Here is an 18,765-nt window from a genome sequence, read left to right on the forward strand (position 1 = left end):
CACAAAAAGCTGTAAAAGCTTCTGGATGATAAGTCACACATAAGATATGAACTTATCATCCGGATTTACTTTTACAGCTTTTTTATTTGCCCAGATATTCAGGCACTTCTTACATAATCTTTCTGAACAGAGCAGTCAGGTCTTCTACGCTTGCGTCTTTCGGGTTTCCTGGTGCGCAGGCAACGCCGTGAGGAGTATCATAGACAGCACCTAAGGTGTGTGCCATGGAGTGTGCGATTCCAAGTCCTACGTTAGAGAAGCCCATTCCTGCAATGTACTGTCCAAGAGCCATGCCCTCACGTCCCTCTTTGGTGTTTTCAACAGCACCTCTTAAGGATTTGGAGATCAGTTCGATGGCTTTGAGATGGAACATATCTGTCATTTCCCATGCAGCTTTTGTGGTGTATCCCTCGATGGCATGTGTCAGGGCATCCATACCTGTGGATGCGGTAAGTCCTTTTGGCATGGAGGACATCATCTCAGGGTCAACAATTGCGATGATCGGCATGTCATGAGGATCTACACATACGAATTTTCTCTTTCTCTCAACATCTGTGATAACGTAGTTGATGGTAACCTCAGCTGCAGTACCTGCTGTAGTTGGAACTGCAATAATCGGAACGCACGGATTCTTGGTAGGTGCGGTTCCCTCAAGGATTTGGCTTTTTCGCCTTTTTCAGGTTTGAATTCACTCATTTCTCAACCGATATGGGCTGCGCCTACGGCACGGATGTCCATTGGATATACATTGTCTCTGCCTACATACTGAGCAATATACTCTACATAATTGTCCATCTCTTTTTCCGGAACGATGGCTGCGATAACGCCTGCGAATCCGCCGCCGTGTACTCGGCAGATACCGCCGCCGATCTTGTTCAGGAACAGCTGGGTCAGGGCAAGTACAAGAGGGATCTTCTGCTCGTGGCAGTCCTTAATGCAGTAGCAGTTCTGAAGCAGCTCCCAGGAAGATCTTCCGGACTCATCCATCAGCTTCAGGAATTCCTGGTAGTTCTCCTCTCCGATGGCATCGGCTGCGCGCTCTACGCGGGAGGTCTCTTCGAAGAAATGGATGGCACGAAGGATGGCTCTGTCGTCCTTGATCTCATTGACATGTGCAAGAAGATTCTCAAGGGTGGTCTCATGAAGAAGCTCTGCGCCAAGTACCTTGGCTGCTGCTTTCATCTCTCCCGGAATCTCAGAGTACTCCTGGCTCAGGTCTGCATGGCCTTTTCCTGTGTTTACGATTACCAGCTTGTGGCCGAATTTTCCAAAGGAGAAATCAAGCTTGCTGTATTTCAGGTCGTTTCGGTCTGCGAAGTCAAAAAGAACCGGTCCGCCTACTGCGCATGCCATCTGATCCATCATTCCGGATGCCTTGTCCCAGTAAACATTCTCAGCGTACTGGCCGATCTTTGCATAGTCGGTGTAGGTCATCTTGCTGTCGTTGAAGAAATAGTCGATGATAACCATGATCAGCATCTCAAAGGATGCGGAGGAGCTTACGCCTGCTGCTGCGATTACGTTGGTGCTTACATAAGCATCGAATCCGGCTGTCTTGAAGCCGTTTTTCTTCGCGCCTTCCATCATTCCTGCAAGGAGGGCGAAGGTTCCTTTCGGGTAGTTGGCTCTGCTGATGCGGTCAAGGTCTACTACGATCTCGTCTCTGTAGCCTTCGCTGGTGATGTGGATCACATTGGTGCCGTTTGGTGCTGCAGCGCCGATGGTGTCAAGGTTGATGCTTCCTGCGATTACCTTGCCGCCGTTATGGTCTACATGGTTTCCGATAATCTCGGTTCTTCCCGGAGAAGTGAAGAAATCTGCATGGTCATGCTTGTAGATCTTGGCAAATTTCTCTGCAAGATCCTGGAAGCGTTCAGTACATTTCTCGGTTTCTCCGTAGATTTTCTCAAAGCTTGCTTTTTCTGGTAAGTTCATAGGGATTCTCCTTCTTTATGATATTATGTGTAAATAATATAATTAGGTTGATATGGTGTCTCTTATGTAATATATCTCTTATTATATCGCATCCAATATGGAATACCTTAAATAATTTGCGCAGTATCAGTAATATCTTGCGTTTTTAAGACTTTATAGTGTATAATACAAGTACTTTACAGGTAAATTTATGCGATTCATCACTGTTCACTCTGTGTCCGGCAACAGGCTCTAGGCACACTGCCAGTAAACAATCGCTGCGCTTTTACAATGTATTAAAAAAGAAAGGCACACACCATGGCGCAGATCATCACCAACCAGTTTCAAAAAGAATTAAAACAGCACGGCAGCGAGCATTTCCCTTTCCTGGTAAGCTACCAGAAGCTTTCTGAATATGAATCCGGGGCTTTCATGTGGCACTGGCATCCCGAAATCGAAATCACCTATGTGCAGACCGGCTCCATGTGCTACAAGGTGAACAACCTAACCTACCATCTGAAAGAAGGGGATATCGTGTTCAACAATTCCAATGCCCTGCACTCCGGTGCCATGGAAAACCACCAGGACTGCTCCTACATTCCGGTGACCTTCGACCCCAGGCTGATCTACGGATTTTTCCAAAGCACCATAAACAGCAAATATGTGGACCCGGTGATCCAGGATCCCCGCCTGCCTGCTGTCTGCATTGATCAGAGCGAAACCTGGCACAGTGCATTCCGGGAGCATCTTCTTGCAATTATTTCCCTGGATCAGAAAAAGCCTGAATTTTATGAGCTGGATATCACCATTCATCTGCAGATGATGTGGCGGCTGCTTCTCTCCCACATTACCTACGAACCCCAGGACACCCAGGAAAACAGTCCGGATTACGACCGGCTTAAGAAGATCCTTTCCTATATTGAGGAAAACTACAGCCACCCCATTACCCTGAAAGACATTTCCGGGCACATCCACCTTTGTGAAAGTGAATGTACCCGGCTGTTTAAGCGGCACATGAATACCACCTTATTTACTTATCTTCAGGAATACCGCATTGAGCGAAGTCTGGAGGATCTCTGCAAAGGAACGCAGATCAGCATCGTGGCAGAAAACGCAGGCTTCTCCGATTCTAATTATTACTCCAAGGTTTTCGCCAAGGTAAAGGGTTGCAGCCCCCGAGAATATAGGAAACGGCAATAAAACAGTTCAAAAATGCCCGTTTTTTACGAAAACAAAATTTTTCCCAGCTTTTCCTTTTTCCAAATCTTCTTTCCCTCCTGAAAAAGCTGAAGATACTCTAACTTGCGCTGTACGGTTTCTGCGATCTGGCTGGCTCTTATTTCCGGCATTCGTCAAATACAGGTGCCATTTTTATCAGCTTATGTCTGTCACTGCTGTACAAAAAGCCAAAATTATTATAATGCCTGTCTGTGTTGCTGGAATAAGCACCCCCAACGTAAGGCAGTTTCATAGTCCCCTGTACTCTGCCCCACGTTTCAGCAAATATAAAAAGCCGTTTGCAGTGCTGTACTTCTAGAAAAATATAGCAGTGCAAAACGGCTTTTTTGTTTAAGAGAAAAAAATGATTTGTATTTATCAGGTGAGGCTTACGGAGGTCAGGATCGAGCAGATCGTATCCACGTTAGCCGCGTATCCCACGCCTGTTACGCAGAACAGGTACTGCCTGTTGGTGGGATGGAAAAACATGATAGCGCTGCAGTCGCTTTCCTCGATCCGGTAGGAAACGCAGGGGATTCCGTTGATGGAAACGATATCGTCCACCTGGTACCCTCCCTGTCCGATGGCAGCGGCAACCTCTTCAATGGTCTCGGCTCCGTCGCTGTAAGCCCACACTACGGAAATTCCAGGCGCAGTCTCAGCACCGGAAGAATCTCCTGCAATATAAAGCACACCCTGCTGGCTCTGCTCTTCCGTCACATTGTACACATCCCAGTCACTTGGCAGATACAGCTGAAAACCATCCTCAAAAGGAACCCAGGTTCCCGCATATCCCACAGTGTCCTGAGAAAACGTGATGCTTCCCATCTGTGTACCATCCCCACTGCCGTCAGAAGAATCTGCACCTGTCTGCCCATCCTCCACGCTGGAGGAAACACCGCCGATATTTCCCACAGTACCGCCGGAAGCAGTGTCATTTCCTGCTCCGCCCTGCTTTAGTACATCGCTTACAGTGCTTTCAATATCTTCTATGGGGTCTGAGGCAGCTGTATCTGAGGTTACAGAACGGGTACTATCTACATGCTTTGTGTAGTCACTGTCTCCACCTGCAAGATGGGCAAAGCTTCCTGCTTACCCTGCCCATCTTACAGAGTGCAGCATTGCCTGCACCGTATCGTTATTACGCACATCTCCTCCTGTAAGATAGACCACTTCCATTACCGAATCGCTCTGGTCCATAAATACGATTCCGTAATCGTCTTCATTGGAAAAGAAGGCGCAGGGGATGTCATTGATGGTTTCTGTTTTTTCTACGGTATAGCCTTGCTGAGCCATGGCATCCTGTGCCACCTCAAATAAAGAACTGTAATTGCCCTCGGCAAGCTCCGCGTCGATTTCCTCCTGGGTGTAACCATCTGTCAGGTTCATGGACATAGCAACCAGGATGGCATTCTGGTCGGAGGACATTGCGGCGAAGTAAATATCGTTTGCCTGATCTTCCTCGTCCAAATCCACAGATTCCCAATCCGATGGAAGATACAGCTCAAATTCCCCTCTCACCTGAACCCAGCTTCCTGTGTATCCCGCCTGGGACTCCTGGAAATCAGAGGTGTCAGAACTTCCATTTCCTCCCGGAATCCCCGGTACAGTTGTGGCAGCTCCAATGTCTGCAGAGCTTCCAGATGCAGGAACCCCCACAGGTGCCCCCTCACTTAACATATAAGCATTCTGCTTCACAAAATCAATTTCTGCGTTCATCTGCTGAAATTCGGCGGCCACGGCTTCGTCCTCTGTGTAGGCCTGGAAATCAGTGGGGAAGATCATGAAATAATTCATCACCGAATCCTCACTGAATCCGATATAGGTAAAATCCGGCAGCTCGGAAAAATCGTGATTGATGGTGCAGGACAAGGTAAACAGTTTGCCGCCGTCCTCCCCATATTTTTCCTGCCATTTCTCATGGCTTGCCTTGTGATAAAAGGCGGCAGAATTGTCCGTTGTCACAATTTCAAATTTCCCCTGCCAGTCAGCAGGAAGGGTAACTGCAACTTCCTCAAAATAATAGATCAAGGATCCGTCCGACAGCACGTTATCCGTATACGCCATCAGATCCTGGGAGCTGTCCGCCCCGTAAACATTGCCGGAAAACAGCATGGTTCCCATGCAAACTGCGGTAATTGTCTTTCTCCATGATTTTTTCATTTCTACACGCCTCCTTCATGTTATATGTTATATGATATATGGATTAAATAAGCCCCTCATCCCGGATTGGAAGAACCACATTTTCCAGTGCATATCGCAGCTTGGGATGATGGATCACAAAGTGAATGGACGGTGCCTTATTCTTGGAAACCATGCACCATTTTTCCTGGTGACAGGTAATCTGGATATTGTGAAAGCCCTTGACCTTTGTAAAAGAAAACTGATAGTTTTCATGCGTCCTGGCATATTCCTTTGCCGCTTCCACGCAGGTCATATATTCCTCATAGGTAAGCACAACATCCTTTTCCAGAAAACACTCTGCCAGCGGAAGCATCACCGGATATTTGTCATACTCCTCTTTTGTCACCTGGGACAGCTCATCCGAAACCGGGCTGTGAGCCAGTATGGTTTCCATCCGTTCACGCTCCCTGGCATATACTTTAAGAATTCTGGAGCACTTGGCTTTCTCCATCTGATTCTTCCCAAGAAGCTCTTTCAAAAGCTCCTCTGGCATTACAAACAGCGGCGGTGCTGCCAGAATCCTTCTGCGCCTGCCCTCCACGTGACTGTCCTTTTCCAGGAAATCGAAAAGACCTTCTCTTTTTTCCTCCCTGTAAATTTCCATCAAAAGATGTGCCTTTTTCAGCAGATATTCTGTGTTTTTCCTGCAGATCTCCACCTCTTCCCTGCGGCTGGTCAGATAATAGTGGGCGGTGTCATGGTGTCCGCTAATGCAGTCCCCTGTCATTGCCGCCTGACCTGAGGTGTAATGGAGATGGCAGTAGACCTTGTTCTGAATCCCCTTCAGATAATACGGGGAAATCTGCCCGGTCATATAAAGAGGAATCCAGTTTTCCAGCCCCAGCATCATGTCCTTCATAGGCCGCTCCACGTCATGGATAATGTGAATGTGAAGCCCTTTTTTCAGAACCATGGCAAGGCCAAACATATATTTCTTTGCAAATTCCTCATCCTGAGCCATGTCCTCCACAGGCATGTCGCAGCACAGATGCAGCGGCTCCATAGATTTAGATAATACTGTGTGCTTCAGAAAATCCAGCTCTCCCTCCCGCATTTCCTTCAGTCCATAGTATTGTCTGGAAACTGGAAGCTGGAAAGGTACCTTAGGTACCTTGAAGCTGTCAAAATGAATGGCCCGTATGTAATCATCCAGGTTAAATTCATCCATTTTCTGCAAAAAGCCGGATATGTAATCCATTGTCTCAAATTTTCCCACACAAAGCCAATTCTGCAAAAGGAGAAAGGAATTCTCCGGATGCGTCAGTGTCTCATTGTCACAGCCTGTCAGTGCAGCAATTTTGCTTAGCTCCTCCTGACCGGAAAAATTCCTTACAATATATCCGCATACATTTTCTGCAAAGCCCCGGACATCTGAGGGTGTTCTTTTTCCTGTTCGGATCTTGGAAATATAGGACGGATCATAGTGCAGGGCAGATGCCATTTTGGATACATTGATTTCCAGTTCCCGAAGAAGAATATCAAACTTTTGGTAATAAAAAATCTCTGTTTTTTCTTCCTGCTTCAAGGCTGCCAAAAGAGCCTCCAAAGCCCTTTCCTGATCTATTTTCTTTCCTTTTTGCTCTGCAGTCAGGGCAATTCCTGCTGCAAGCTTTTTCAGATAATCACTGTCTGCACCGGGAATACGTTCGCCCTTTCGGTATCGGCTGAGAATGGTTTCGGAAATACCGCTGTTTTTGGCAAGCTCCCTGCCGCTGCAGGAAAGCTCTTCCATATATAAATTCAACTGCTCCTGAAATGTCACCTTATACTAACCTCCTCCCAGAAAAGCTCTGCATTCTCCAAGTCATAAAGCTCTGTCTTGCCCTGGTTCCTCCATTCCAGGCTTCTGCCATTCAGCTGAAAGGACACCGTTGTATTATCCGGAAAGAAAAAGGAAATGACATCATATTGATCCGTTACAAAAATGTCTGTCCTATCACCAATCCGGATCTGAAGAAAGGCATCTACAGCTGTCCTGATTTCATCCGGGGAAGTAAGCTTCGTCACCGTTAACAGTCCTTCCGTGTCCTTTCTGAATTCTATTTCGGAGGGCAGCACCTTTTGCATATCCTTCATCTGGCTGCTGCCAGGCAACTCATAAAGGTAAGCTCCGGTGAGAGTGCTTTTTTCCTCCGGTAAGCTTTGGGAAGCCTTGCTTCCTGTCGTAATGCAGCACATAACTGCAAAAATGAAAAAAATGATCCGAGCCATTCTGGTGTCCTCCTTTCTTTGTACTTAGCAGGTAACTGCTCAATACCTTAATAGCTACTTTCAGTATACACTATAAATCTGTCCTATAAAGCAAATTGCCACATTTGTCTATGACAAATGTGGCAATCCGTTAGTATGACTGACTCTCAAGAGGACGTCCATCCAGTACGGTCTCTACCAGCTCATCCCCTTTATAGCTTAATTTCAGTGAGAAGAAGGGAACATCCTCATTCAGAAGCTTCAGAAAAATCTTATCCCCCTCCCATAAGCTCAGATTCCAGATCTCGTCCTTAGGAATCCATTTCAGTTTCCCCTCGTCGCATTCCTTCATGGTTCCTGTAAAACCATCTGCAGTGTAAAGGCACATGTATTCCGTGCCATAGCCCTCCTGTGAAAACGTGACAATCCCGCGGAATTTCCAGGAGGTAAGGGTATAGCCCGTCTCCTCAAAAACCTCCCGGAGCATACACTCCTCCGGGCTTTCTCCCTCTTCAAAATGACCTCCCACGCCAATCCATTTCCCCTTGTTCACATCATTCTTCTTGGAAATGCGGTGCAGCATCAGATACTGACCGTCTCTTTCCAGGTAGCATAAGGTGGTAAGGGGGCTTCTCTTTGCTTCTGTCTGTGCCATCATCTGATTCCCTCCGGATAAGTGACTCCCTCAGGAAGAGGATCCCACTCATTTAAGCCAAGGCTTTGTTTAAACTTGGCCTGCTCCAGGGTAAGGCTTGGAGGATCCTCCTGCAGATATTCCATAAGCTCGTCAATTCCCTCTCTTGTCACATTGTTGACCATGAAAATCCGCTCGCAGCCTGCATTGATCAGCCACTGCTTTACCATGGGGATATTGGCGTAGGGGGAATCAATCTTGGTGATGATGCCGATAAGGGGACGCAGGATAAAGGAACGGCAGCTTGCCCCAAACAGATTGAACGGCTCATCTGCTGCCTGCACGATTGCCACCACGTCTGCCTCAAAGGAAAAGCAGGCAAGTCCCACGCTGAACCGCTTGGACTCCGCATATTCCCCCGGAGAGTCAATGGTATCATCATTGGAATTGGTGTATTGCGTTTTTATATAATGAAGCTCCTCGCCTTTCAGCGCCTGTGTCAGTGAGGTCTTGCCGGCTTCGCTTCTGCCCATCAGAAAAATCTTCTTCATCTATCTCGTCCCTTATCTTTAGCTATACTCTTTACTTAACTTTTATGAACTGTGCACACCTTAAAGCCAAGCTCCTGGTCAAAAAAGCGCACAACCTCTTCTACCGCAGTCTGCACCTGTGACAGTCCGCCTGTCAGGATCAGGGAGCCGCAGAAACGGTCCATAAACCCGATCTGCACATCCGCACTCTTCATGGCAACGTCCGCTGCCACCACAACTGCCTCCCAGGGGGTAAAACGGATCAACCCGATGGCTTCCCCTGTATGGTCCTCCCCCTCATGAACCCCGATATGAAGTCCCAGATTCTCATAAATGCAGGACTGGGAAGGGCTGATCACGTGGGCCAGGCAAACCTCCTTGCCGGGAACACGCACGCGGGTCATGCGCAGCTTCTTCCCCTTCAGGTGCTCATAATCATCATGGAACAGCATTTCCAGCAGTTCTTCCTTCGTTATTCGCTCCATGCCCATACTTCCTATCGCTTCGTAATATTGCAGACTACATATCCTAAGGAATCACGGAAATAATCCACGATCTCTGTCATAGCGGACATTACATCGGAAATCTCTCCTGTGATGATCAGGGTTCCTGTGAAACGGTCTGCAAAGCCAAGATATACGTTGCCGCTCTTTACCGCAATGTCAGATGCGATAACTGCGGACTCCGGCGGTGTCATATTCATGATGCCGATTGCAGAGGAACGGTAATCCAGCTGAGGATTCAGTCCTAACTTCTGATAAATAATCGGTGCCGGGCCTCCCATTACATGGGCAAAGGTAATCTCCTTACCTGCCACAGTCTCCTGTACGATTCTAATCTGTTCTCCATGATCATTTGCCATTTATAGAATGCCTCTCTTTCGAAAAAATCTCTTCACATACTATTTTTAATTGTACCATTTGCTCCATAAAATAGCAAGCATCAGCCTTCGCTTTCAGCAATTTTTTCAAAATAAAATGGTGACATCTTACCCGTAGTGTGATAAAATAACTTTCGCTTCAAAAACAAGAAAAAATGAAGCCATTTTATATGAAACTTTTAGTACAGATTTTTTGAAAAAGAAGGGGTTTAGAATGGAAAAAGACATGACCAAAGGCAAGCCATTGCCTGTGATCCTGAAATTTGTGCTTCCGCTTATTATCGGAAACATTTTTCAGCAGCTTTATAATATGGCGGACACGATTATCGTAGGCCGTTTCGTAGGTGCCGATGCCCTGGCGGCAGTTGGCTCCACCGGAACCATCATGTTCCTTGTAGTTGGCTTTGCACAGGGAATCACCGCCGGGTTCTCGGTACTCACCGCCCAACGGTTCGGCGCCAAGGACGAAGAGGGAGTGAAGGTCAGCGTTGCCAACGGAATCCTTCTGTCCCTGATTTTTACCGTAGCCATCAGTGCTCTCAGCATGATCAGCATGCACGGTTTGCTGAAATTGATGAACACGCCGGACAATATTTTCCAGGATGCCTACACATACATCATGATCATCAGTGCGGGAATCATTGCCACTATTTTTTACAACCTGTTTTCCTCCTACCTGCGTGCAGTGGGAAACAGCCGGACTCCGCTGGTCTTCCTGGTCTTTTCCGCAGTGCTGAACGTGATTCTGGACCTGGTATTCATTATCAACTTTAAGATGGGAGTTGCAGGGGCTGCCAGCGCCACCATACTTTCCCAGGGAATCTCCGCGATCCTTTGCCTTGTCTACATTTACACAAAAATGCCTGCCCTTGCGCCGAACAGACACCACTGGAAGCTTCATAGCAAGGAGAGCCGCCACCAGCTGGCTATGGGAATCCCCATGGCTCTTCAGTTTGCCATCACCGCTTCCGGAACCATGGTGATGCAGTCTGCTATTAACCTGTTTGGCTCCACAGCAGTGGCCGCGTTTACAGCTGCCAACAAGGTGCAGAACCTGGTTACACAGGGAATGATCGCCATGGGACAGACCATGGCCACCTACAGCGGCCAGAACTTCGGCAAGGGTGATATCCCCCGTATCCGCCAGGGTGTGAAGGCTGCCCTTCAGGCCTGTATCGTATACTCTATCGGTGCCGCCATTCTTGTGTGCCTGCTTTTAAAGCCTGCACTGGGACTGTTCTTTACCGGAGATGTGGACATGAGCGCCATGCTTCCCTGGGCGAAAACCTATGTGTACTTAAGCGTGATCTTCTATATTCCGCTTAGCACCATCTTCGTATTCCGAAATACCATGCAGGGATGCGGCTACGGCTTCCTTCCTATGATGGGCGGTGTGTCCGAGCTGATCGCCAGACTGGTGGTTGCCATGATCTCCATGGCTCTCACAAGCTACCCGCTTGCCTGCTTCTGTGACCCGGCAGCCTGGTTTACCGCAGCTGTCTTTACAGGTGTTTCCTATATCTTTGTTATGAAGGATATTCGGAAGAAGTATGAAACAGCCTGATTAATTTTCCAGCGAGAAAATGTACTCCAGCGGCAGCAAATGAATCTCTTCATAAATTTTCGTTTGGCTTTCTTCGCCAGCTTTTCCATCGTTCCCGGGTGCGGGAACCTTGATGCGAAAGGCTGGCTGTTTTATTGTCTGAATATAATATTGTTCCGGGGTTCCCATCCCTTTGAATTTCTTCCCGGAAGACTGTGAGCCTGGTTCCCGTTCCAGATGATAGGACGAGGATTTCTGCATATGTCTGGCAAGACGGTACGACCTTGGCAGACCTCCCATCCCCTGTTCGCTGTGATAATACACGATTTCCCTGCCGGCCTGTCCGAAAGTGAGAAGCCCTCTGCCTCCGTATTCCTGCATGATCCGGATCAGTGCCTTCGTCTCATTCTCGCTGGCAGGCTCCTCTCCCATCCTGGAACGAATGTAGTGGACAGTGGGGAAATTATGACAAATGTCCACGCCCCGGGCATTGTACCCGAAATCTTTCGCCGGAATGCTCTGCATCCGAAGCATCTGCCGGTAAATGGGATTTCGGATCATGGAAAAACCGCTCTGGTTGATCTCATATCCATCCGGATTCAGAAGGGGAAGAAAACAGATCCGGATCTTGTCCAGCAATTTTTTCACCTCGTAAAATTCTTCCAGCTGCCAGCCGCATTCATAAGCCCGGCAGTACTCTTCTGCCATCTGAATCAAAAGCCGGGGAAGCAGGTTCTGGGTTCCGTCAATTCCAGCCACGCAAAAAATCATCTGCGCTCCGTTTCCCACCTCTAACATAGGAATCAGCCTGTCATCATGGCTGTTTCCCACTGCGCGAAACTGGCAAAAGCCGCTGTAACGGCCAGCAAGCTCCCATAATGTGTAGTAGAGCTTTTCATATGTATGATTTTGTTCTTTTGGCATAAATTCTGCCCGCATATTCTACCTCCTGCAGCGGAGGAAAATCTCAGGCAGTATTGCATTTTCCGTACCAGCCTGTCCCCCGCCGCAATAGTATTATATGCAAAAAGGCAGGTCAAAATGACCTGCCTTATCATACTTAGTTCTCTCTTTTTCTCTTTCTTACCAGAACATATCCGCCTGCTACAAGAGAAAGACTTGCAAGCATCATCATGGTTGCAATCGGAGAATTGTCGGCTGTTCTTGCATTGCTTGCAGAAGAAGAGCCTGTAGAACTGTCATCTCCGCTATAGTTCTCAGGATCTGTGGAATCACTGCCGTCTCCGGAGCCGCCATTATAGCCGTCTCCACTGCCGCTTCCATCTGTACCGGTTGGAGTAATCGTGCCGGACGGTGTTACGGTGAACTCAATTGCCTTGGAGTAGAATTTCTGCTCCAGAGCCTCCTGTACGCCGGAAACAGCTACCCAGTCAGTGCCGTTGTATATGTACTTCTGGAAGAAGATATACATGGTAAAGGTCTTGGCATCCTTGATACCGTATTTGTTTCCAATAGAGAAACTCTTCTCATATCCGCTGCGGATATTATCCTTATTCACACTCCATCCATAAGGTACCCATTTGGTATCTCCCTTAACCGGATTGGTATTCTCGGTTCCTGCACCAACAACCTTGAAGTTGTACATAGTCTTCGGATAGAATGCCAGCGGCTCCTCAAGACCGGTTACCTTGCTGTCTGTTACAGGAGGAGTAAGGGCCGGACGTGTGGTCGGAGTCGGTTCAGCCGGTTCCTCTGTTGGTGTTGCCTTGGCATCCAGAGTCAGTACAAGAGGTTTCTCAGCCTCCACGCCCTTGGAATCTACGCCATAAACTACAACCTTAATATCTGTATCATATGCAACACCTGTAAGCTGTACCTCAACTTTCGTTGCGATATCTCCTTCTGCCACATTATTGTTCTTCACATCTTCAAAGCTTGGAGTATCCTCTGATTTCTTCACCCAGGTTGCGTAATATTTACCGCCCACACCAGCATCATTGGTAGTGAAGCTCAGGTCTACAGTATGATCATACGCTGTATTCCAGGCCAGGGACTCTGCTTTCAGTTTCATACGTTCAACAGTTGGTGTTTTCACTTCTTCCAGCTGTCCAGTAGTTGTATTAACTGTATATTTATCAGTGTCCAGGTAATGTACATGCTCCAGTACATTCTCCATAGTGGTGTAAGCATTTCCATCTGCATCCTTGCCGATTGTGACAAATGCTTTCACTACATCTGCATCGCTTCTTCTCACCTGCAGGTTTGCAGTATCTGAAAGGACTCCCGTAGCTGCAATATATGCGTTCTCACCGCTCAAAACGATACTGTTCTCGTAATTCACTCCATCATCGTAGTTTTCGCTGACGATCACATTGCCAGATACACGGATTTCACCTTCACTGTAAATTGCTCCGCCCTTATCCATCGACTGGTTGTCCGTGATGGTACCGCCGCCAAGACCAATACTTCCGCCCTGGTTGTAAATTGCAGAGCCAGGCGCGCTGGTACGGTTGCCTGTTAAGGTAACACCGTCAGACATTCCGAAATATCCCTTCTCAAGAGAAACAATAGAACCTGTTGCATCATCTGCGGAAGAGGCATCTACGGTCAAAGATAAAACTGTATCCCCATTCTTGCCTGTGCCAAATTGAAATGCGGTGTTCTCCCCCTGAACCATAAACATATCATCCAGGAATCCATCTGCACGCTTGATCACAGTACCGTCCTCTGCTGCTGCGATGGACACATTCCGGCTGTCAGAGATCACGATGGTATCGGAAATCTCAATGGTACCTGTCACAAGAATCTGGGATGGAGCCGCATTCTTATCTGCGTTGGCCGGTGCCATCAAAATTGCATCTGCCAGAGTCTTGCACTCGGTCTGATTGCCCTCGGCATCCTGGAAATAAATCTTGCAGGTGGAAGTCTCTTCCTCTGTTCCAGCCTCCTCTGCCTGTGTGGCAATGCCAGCTTCTCCGGCTTCCTGAGTCTCTGCATCTCCGCTTCCGAATCCGTCTGCCAGGCTGCTGTCGGTGCTCTGATCTGCTGCAGGAGTATCTGTCTGATCCTGGGATGGTTCCTGCGTGGCGGCATTATCTGCAGTGTTATCCTCTGCTGGCGGTGCTGCCGGTGTCTCCGCTGCGGCATCCCCTTCTTCTGCCGGAGCAGCGGTATCCTGAACAGGCTCTGCAGCCTCATCTGACTCCACGGCAGCTGCTGTATCGTCTGTTGTCACGGTCTGGGCATCTGACTCTGCGAACGCCATAGTTGCCGGAGCCATTCCGGCAGCAAGAGTTCCAGCCATGATCAACGCTAAAATCTGCTGTTTTTTCATTTCAAAAAGTCCTCCTTATAAACGAGTCCCCCGTATTAAGTATTAACATCAAAGTCCAGTATAACATATTTCATTTCAAAAATCAAACTTATGGGCGAATCTGTCCATTTCCATAAATGATATATTTCGTAGAAGTAAGGGCCAGAAGTCCCATTGGGCCGCGGGCGTGAAGCTTCTGGGTACTGATTCCGATCTCTGCTCCGAATCCGAACTCAAAACCATCAGTAAAACGGGTGGAAGCATTTACATACACTGCTGCCGCATCCACCTCATCCAGGAATTTCTGCGCGTTGTTGTAGTCCCGGGTGATGATTGCCTCTGAATGTCCGGTATTGTAGCGGTTAATATGACGGATAGCTTCCTCCACAGAACTAACCACTTTAATAGAAAGAATGTAATCCAGGTACTCGGTTCCCCAGTCCTCCTCCGTAGCAGAAACCGCATCCGGAATCAGTGCTTTGGCTGCTTCATCCGCACGCATTTCTACATGCTTGGTGCGAAGCCGCTCTGCCAGAACCGGAAGGAACGCATCCTTCACTTTCTCATGAACCAGAAGGGACTCGCAGGCATTGCACACGCCCACTCTCTGGGTCTTGGCATTCATCACAATGTCTGCCGCCATGTTAAGATCCGCGCTCTCATCCACATAAATGTGACAGTTGCCTGTACCGGTCTCGATTACCGGGATGGTGCTGCCGTTTACAACCGCCTTGATCAGTCCCCGGCCGCCTCTTGGAATCAGTACATCCACGTACTCGTTCATTTTCATAAACTCTGCGGTGGTCTCTCTGGAAGTGTCCTGGATCAGCTGGATGGCATTCTCTGTAAGATCCTGGGCTTTCAGGGCACTGCGGATACAGTCCACAATGGCAGTATTGGAATGGATGGCATCGCTTCCGCCTTTTAATATCACAACATTGCCGGTCTTAAAGCAAAGGGCAAAAGCATCTGCGGTCACATTTGGTCTGGCTTCATAAATGATTCCGATTACACCGAGGGGAACTCTTTTCTGACCGATCATCAGTCCGTTAGGACGTTTCTTCATGCCGGTTACTTCCCCAATAGGGTCGTCAAGAGCCGCTACCTGGCGCAGACCCTCTGCCATTCCCTCTATTCTCGCTTCCGTCAGCATCAGACGGTCCACAAGGCCTTCCGGCATATGGTTGCGTCTGCCGTTCTCTACATCTATGGCATTGGCCGCAAGCAGCTTATCAGCGTGTGCCACAAGGCTGTCTGCCACTGCTTCTAAGACTTGATTCTTCTTCGCAGTGCCAAGATTGCGAAGAATCACTTCCGCTTCCCGGGCATTTTCGCCCAGAGTCTGCAGCATTTCATTCATTTATAAGTCCTCCCTTCGGTAAGGCATTCCTGTAAATATTGCTTTGCGTCACAATGATCTGCGGGCAGATATCGGTCGGCTCTGTGGGAACCTGATCCAGGATCTGGAAATCAAAGGCAACTGCAACCCGCTGAGTATCCGGATGCTTCTCCAGAAAACGGTCGTAAAAGCCTCCGCCGTATCCCACTCTGTGGTTCTCACGGTCAAAGGCCACTCCCGGCATGATCATAAGGGCATCCGTCCAGTCCACAGTCTCTCCTTCTGTAGGCTCCGGAATTCCGAAATATCCAGGAGCGAGCTGGGAGAAATCTGTCAGGCGGTAAAAGACCATGTCCTTTCCCACCACCTTGGGAACTGCCACTTCCTTGCCGGATTTCCAGGCTTCCTCAATAATAAACCTTGTCATGACCTCATGATTGTAATCTGCATAAGCCATAACGCGGTCTGCCTGCAAAAATTCCGGAAGCCGGATCACGCGCTCGGTCAGCTGGCGGCTCCATTCTTCCACCTGCTCATCGGCGCACTGCTTCCTGGCTGCAAAAATCTGTTTTCTAATGAGTCTTTTTTCTTCCATATTTTTCTCCAAGGTTCACAATGGTACCATCGGCTTCCTTGATGTCAATATTGTCAAGCTGGTTGCGCAGGTTCATCTTGATAGTGGCAATATACTCCTTGCGAAGCTTCGCCTGCTCAATTTTCTCTTCCTCTGTAAGACCAACACTCTGTGCCTTGTGATGAAGGGTGTTGATCCGATCAATCATTTTACTGTCCATATTATACTCCTCTTCTATTTATAATCTGTAATACACTTATAACAATTTCTCTATATAATCTATCAGGTAAAACTCTTCCTGCTTCTTTCCTACGAAAAGGGTGCCGCATTTATCCCCCTCCACAATACGGTGGATGTTATGGAAGTCGCCGCCGTTGGCGATCACCATATCCGTGCCTGCCGCTGTGGCAATTCTGGCTGCGGTCAGCTTGGTGGCCATGCCGCCGGTACCAACTTTGCTTCCGGTGGAGCCTTTTCCCATGTTCAAAAGCTTGTCATCCAGCTGCTCAACTGTATCAATAAACTCCGCCTCCGGATTGGTATTGGGATCATCTGTGAAAAGCCCGTCTATATCGGACATCAGAATCAGAAGATCTGCACCGATCAGGGCTGCTACCACTGCGGAAAGGGTATCGTTGTCTCCGAATTTCTCCAGGGACTGCAGCTCGTAGGTGGAAATAGAGTCATTCTCATTTACAATGGGGATTACACCCATAGACAAAAGCTCATTGAAGGTATTCTCCGCATTCTTACGGTTGGCATTGTTTACCATGGTGTTCTTGGTCATCAGGATCTGGCCTGCCATCTGGTTGTACTCTCCGAACAGCTTCTGGTAGATCATCATCAGCCTGGCCTGTCCCACAGCTGCACACGCCTGCTTCTGGCGGGACTCCTGAGGCTTCTCCTTAAAGCCAAGGGCTGCCGCGCCCACTGCAATGGCTCCTGAGGATACCAATACCACATCCTTGCCCTGGTTGCGAAGATCTCCCAGCTCTCTTACCAGTACCTCAAGCTTGCGCAGGTTCAGTCTGCCTGTCTGCGGATGGGTAAGGGAGGAACTGCCGATCTTGATTACCACACGTTTTTTCTCTTTCAGTCTTTCCCGGTAATTCATTGTTCTAGTCAACTCCGTTAATCGTTAATGTAATAAAAAAATAATAACCCTTTTGGCAACTGTTCAGCACCTTCACAGTTACCTTTTTGCTACTTATCTTACATCATTTTTCTTCATTCGTCTATAATTTTGGATAATGGATGAATAATTTCAAAAAAAATTCACATTTTCCAAAAAAAATTAATATAAATGCTTCTGGGGGCAGGCTCTAGGGCCTGTTTGAAAAAGGCTCTAACCTCATATAAACAAAACAGGGATCTCAGGGCGCGGCATAAACACGTACTTGTCCCTGAAATCCCCCATTCTCTTATTTACTATTACTATAAAAATCCTGGTTGGCAGCCATGAATTCTGTCACTGCAAAGTCACAGATCCTACAGAATCATTGAGCACGATCTCTACCCAGGTCTTGCCGCGGTTCAGCTGGATCTCCTGGCCGTTGGAATCATAGTAATGGGTAGTACCCCACTGGGAATCCTTACTCCAGGTAATATCGATTGCCTTGCCTCTGGTAATGTATTTGCCGCTGCCGCCGGACTGGGTATCAATGTTCAGATAGCCATTGGCATCATAAGCCTGATAACCGGAATACTGAAGAATAATGTTGTCACAGGTCAGCTGCTGTCCTGTCAGCTGGTCCACATGAGGTGCATTAAACTGGAAGCGGCTGTATTCCTTGGTCTCGGCATTGTATTCAAACCAGGGATGATTGTCCCAGAAGTTATCCAGCTTCACAAGGGTCGCCGGTGCTCCTTCATCCAAAGTAATCTCTGTTCCCTCCGGCGCAAACTGATAATGTCCGGTGTAGCCCTCCGGATACTGCTGGCTGTAGCCAAGGCTCTGGATTCCTGCCTGAAGGTGGGCTGCATCTGTGTAGGCATTGTGAGGTGCCACACGGTCTGTAGTCCGGTAATAGGCATTTCCAAGAGTCAGTCCGTTCAGATTATCGATCACATGCTGATCCAGATACTGAAGTGCATACACAGCCTGTCCATAATGTGCGTAAATGGCATCAAATTCATTGGCGTAGAAAATATAATAATCACGGCAGCTTCGCACAGAGCCGATTCTCTGCAGATTATCGTAATCCTCGATGACCGCCATAAGCCTGGTAATGCCGCCCTCCACAGGTGCTTCATAAATAACCCCGGCATTTCCGGTACCGCTCTGGGGTGCACCGTTGGTATCATTGCCCAGCATGACTGCAATGGGGCGTCTTCTTCCAACGCTCTCAGGCACATCCTCTCCGGTCAGATAGCTTGTCACCTGCATTTCCAGATTGTCTTCTGCCTGTACGCTTACGGCTGAACCAGCCAATGTGCAGGAAATCAGCACGCCTGCAAGAAATTTCAGCATTTTCTTCTTCATGTC

At 48.1% G+C, this 18,765-nt stretch carries 19 protein-coding genes and 1 pseudogene; 2 read left to right on the forward strand and 18 right to left on the reverse strand.

The genetic code is table 11. The annotated features are described in order from the left end of the window. Positions 1-172 precede the first annotated feature (172 nt). Together H8S54_RS08730 and H8S54_RS08735 are read right to left on the reverse strand one after the other, a co-directional pair. A pseudogene (locus H8S54_RS08730) lies at positions 173-655 on the reverse strand (iron-containing alcohol dehydrogenase); the annotation flags it as partial. Between the two features lie 44 nt (positions 656-699). Then, complete coding sequence (locus H8S54_RS08735) at positions 700-1,935, reverse strand: galactokinase (protein WP_117849904.1); 1,236 nt, start codon at positions 1,933-1,935, stop codon at positions 700-702. Between the two features lie 297 nt (positions 1,936-2,232). Between H8S54_RS08735 and H8S54_RS08740 the strand changes: the two genes are divergently transcribed. After that, complete coding sequence (locus tag H8S54_RS08740; protein WP_186901306.1) at positions 2,233-3,114, forward strand: AraC family transcriptional regulator; 882 nt, start codon at positions 2,233-2,235, stop codon at positions 3,112-3,114. Positions 3,115-3,250: 136 nt separating this feature from the next. Here H8S54_RS08740 and H8S54_RS18450 read toward each other — a convergent pair whose 3' ends face one another. The 9 genes from H8S54_RS18450 to H8S54_RS08780 form a co-directional block, all read right to left on the reverse strand. Then, the gene (locus H8S54_RS18450; RefSeq protein ID WP_279288573.1) at positions 3,251-3,385 is read right to left on the reverse strand and encodes a hypothetical protein; all 135 of its coding nucleotides are present in this window, start codon (positions 3,383-3,385) and stop codon (positions 3,251-3,253) included. A 125-nt stretch (positions 3,386-3,510) separates the two neighbouring features. Beyond that, complete coding sequence (locus tag H8S54_RS08745) at positions 3,511-4,047, reverse strand: hypothetical protein (protein WP_021926979.1); 537 nt, start codon at positions 4,045-4,047, stop codon at positions 3,511-3,513. 177 nt (positions 4,048-4,224) lie between these two features. After that, on the reverse strand, positions 4,225-5,295 hold the full coding sequence (locus H8S54_RS08750) for a hypothetical protein (RefSeq protein ID WP_173767487.1): 1,071 nt from the start codon (positions 5,293-5,295) through the stop codon (positions 4,225-4,227). A 43-nt stretch (positions 5,296-5,338) separates the two neighbouring features. Beyond that, entirely contained in the window at positions 5,339-7,078 is a 1,740-nt protein-coding gene (locus H8S54_RS08755) for a helix-turn-helix domain-containing protein (RefSeq protein WP_117849900.1), read from the reverse strand. Next, complete coding sequence (locus H8S54_RS08760; protein ID WP_186901307.1) at positions 7,075-7,527, reverse strand: hypothetical protein; 453 nt, start codon at positions 7,525-7,527, stop codon at positions 7,075-7,077. Before H8S54_RS08760 ends, H8S54_RS08755 begins: the two co-directional genes overlap by 4 nt. A 130-nt stretch (positions 7,528-7,657) precedes the next feature. Next, positions 7,658-8,164: an NUDIX hydrolase gene (locus tag H8S54_RS08765; protein ID WP_243176731.1), complete on the reverse strand. Its 507-nt coding sequence runs from the start codon at positions 8,162-8,164 to the stop codon at positions 7,658-7,660. Continuing rightward, entirely contained in the window at positions 8,161-8,691 is a 531-nt protein-coding gene (locus H8S54_RS08770; RefSeq protein ID WP_021926985.1) for a EutP/PduV family microcompartment system protein, read from the reverse strand. The genes H8S54_RS08765 and H8S54_RS08770 overlap by 4 nt, the downstream gene beginning before the upstream one ends. Before the next feature lie 35 nt (positions 8,692-8,726). Further along, positions 8,727-9,155, reverse strand: coding sequence for a BMC domain-containing protein (locus H8S54_RS08775; protein WP_021926986.1), 429 nt, complete (start codon positions 9,153-9,155; stop codon positions 8,727-8,729). An 11-nt stretch (positions 9,156-9,166) separates the two neighbouring features. Then, positions 9,167-9,532, reverse strand: a complete 366-nt coding sequence (locus H8S54_RS08780) for a BMC domain-containing protein (protein ID WP_021926987.1) — start codon at positions 9,530-9,532, stop codon at positions 9,167-9,169. 211 nt (positions 9,533-9,743) lie between these two features. On the opposite strand from H8S54_RS08780, the gene H8S54_RS08785 reads away from it, so the two are divergent. Then, a complete protein-coding gene (locus H8S54_RS08785; RefSeq protein WP_279288574.1) occupies positions 9,744-11,114 on the forward strand; it encodes an MATE family efflux transporter in 1,371 nt (456 codons plus the stop codon). On the opposite strand, the gene H8S54_RS08790 is transcribed toward H8S54_RS08785, so the two are convergent. From H8S54_RS08790 to H8S54_RS08820, 7 genes are all read right to left on the reverse strand, one after another. Then, positions 11,115-12,032 carry a M14 family zinc carboxypeptidase gene (locus H8S54_RS08790; RefSeq protein WP_243000131.1) on the reverse strand — a complete coding sequence of 306 codons (918 nt, stop codon included), beginning with the start codon at positions 12,030-12,032 and terminating at the stop codon, positions 11,115-11,117. 121 nt (positions 12,033-12,153) lie between these two features. Continuing rightward, positions 12,154-14,388, reverse strand: coding sequence for a hypothetical protein (locus H8S54_RS08795; RefSeq protein ID WP_186901309.1), 2,235 nt, complete (start codon positions 14,386-14,388; stop codon positions 12,154-12,156). Between the two features lie 88 nt (positions 14,389-14,476). Beyond that, on the reverse strand, positions 14,477-15,718 hold the full coding sequence (locus H8S54_RS08800) for a glutamate-5-semialdehyde dehydrogenase (RefSeq protein ID WP_334298048.1): 1,242 nt from the start codon (positions 15,716-15,718) through the stop codon (positions 14,477-14,479). Between the two features lies 1 nt (position 15,719). Further along, the gene (locus H8S54_RS08805; RefSeq protein ID WP_117849891.1) at positions 15,720-16,301 is read right to left on the reverse strand and encodes a 5-formyltetrahydrofolate cyclo-ligase; all 582 of its coding nucleotides are present in this window, start codon (positions 16,299-16,301) and stop codon (positions 15,720-15,722) included. Next, positions 16,279-16,500, reverse strand: coding sequence for a DUF896 domain-containing protein (locus H8S54_RS08810; protein ID WP_021926993.1), 222 nt, complete (start codon positions 16,498-16,500; stop codon positions 16,279-16,281). Before H8S54_RS08810 ends, H8S54_RS08805 begins: the two co-directional genes overlap by 23 nt. A 36-nt stretch (positions 16,501-16,536) precedes the next feature. Further along, positions 16,537-17,394 (reverse strand): glutamate 5-kinase, encoded by an 858-nt coding sequence (gene proB, locus H8S54_RS08815; RefSeq protein WP_021926994.1) that lies wholly within the window; start codon positions 17,392-17,394, stop codon positions 16,537-16,539. A gap of 354 nt (positions 17,395-17,748) precedes the next feature. Beyond that, complete coding sequence (locus H8S54_RS08820) at positions 17,749-18,762, reverse strand: DUF3048 domain-containing protein (protein ID WP_173767498.1); 1,014 nt, start codon at positions 18,760-18,762, stop codon at positions 17,749-17,751. Between the last annotated feature and the right edge of the window lie 3 nt (positions 18,763-18,765).

This window comes from Blautia segnis, from assembly GCF_014287535.1.
GTDB classification, from domain to species: Bacteria; Bacillota; Clostridia; order Lachnospirales; family Lachnospiraceae; genus Blautia_A; species Blautia_A acetigignens.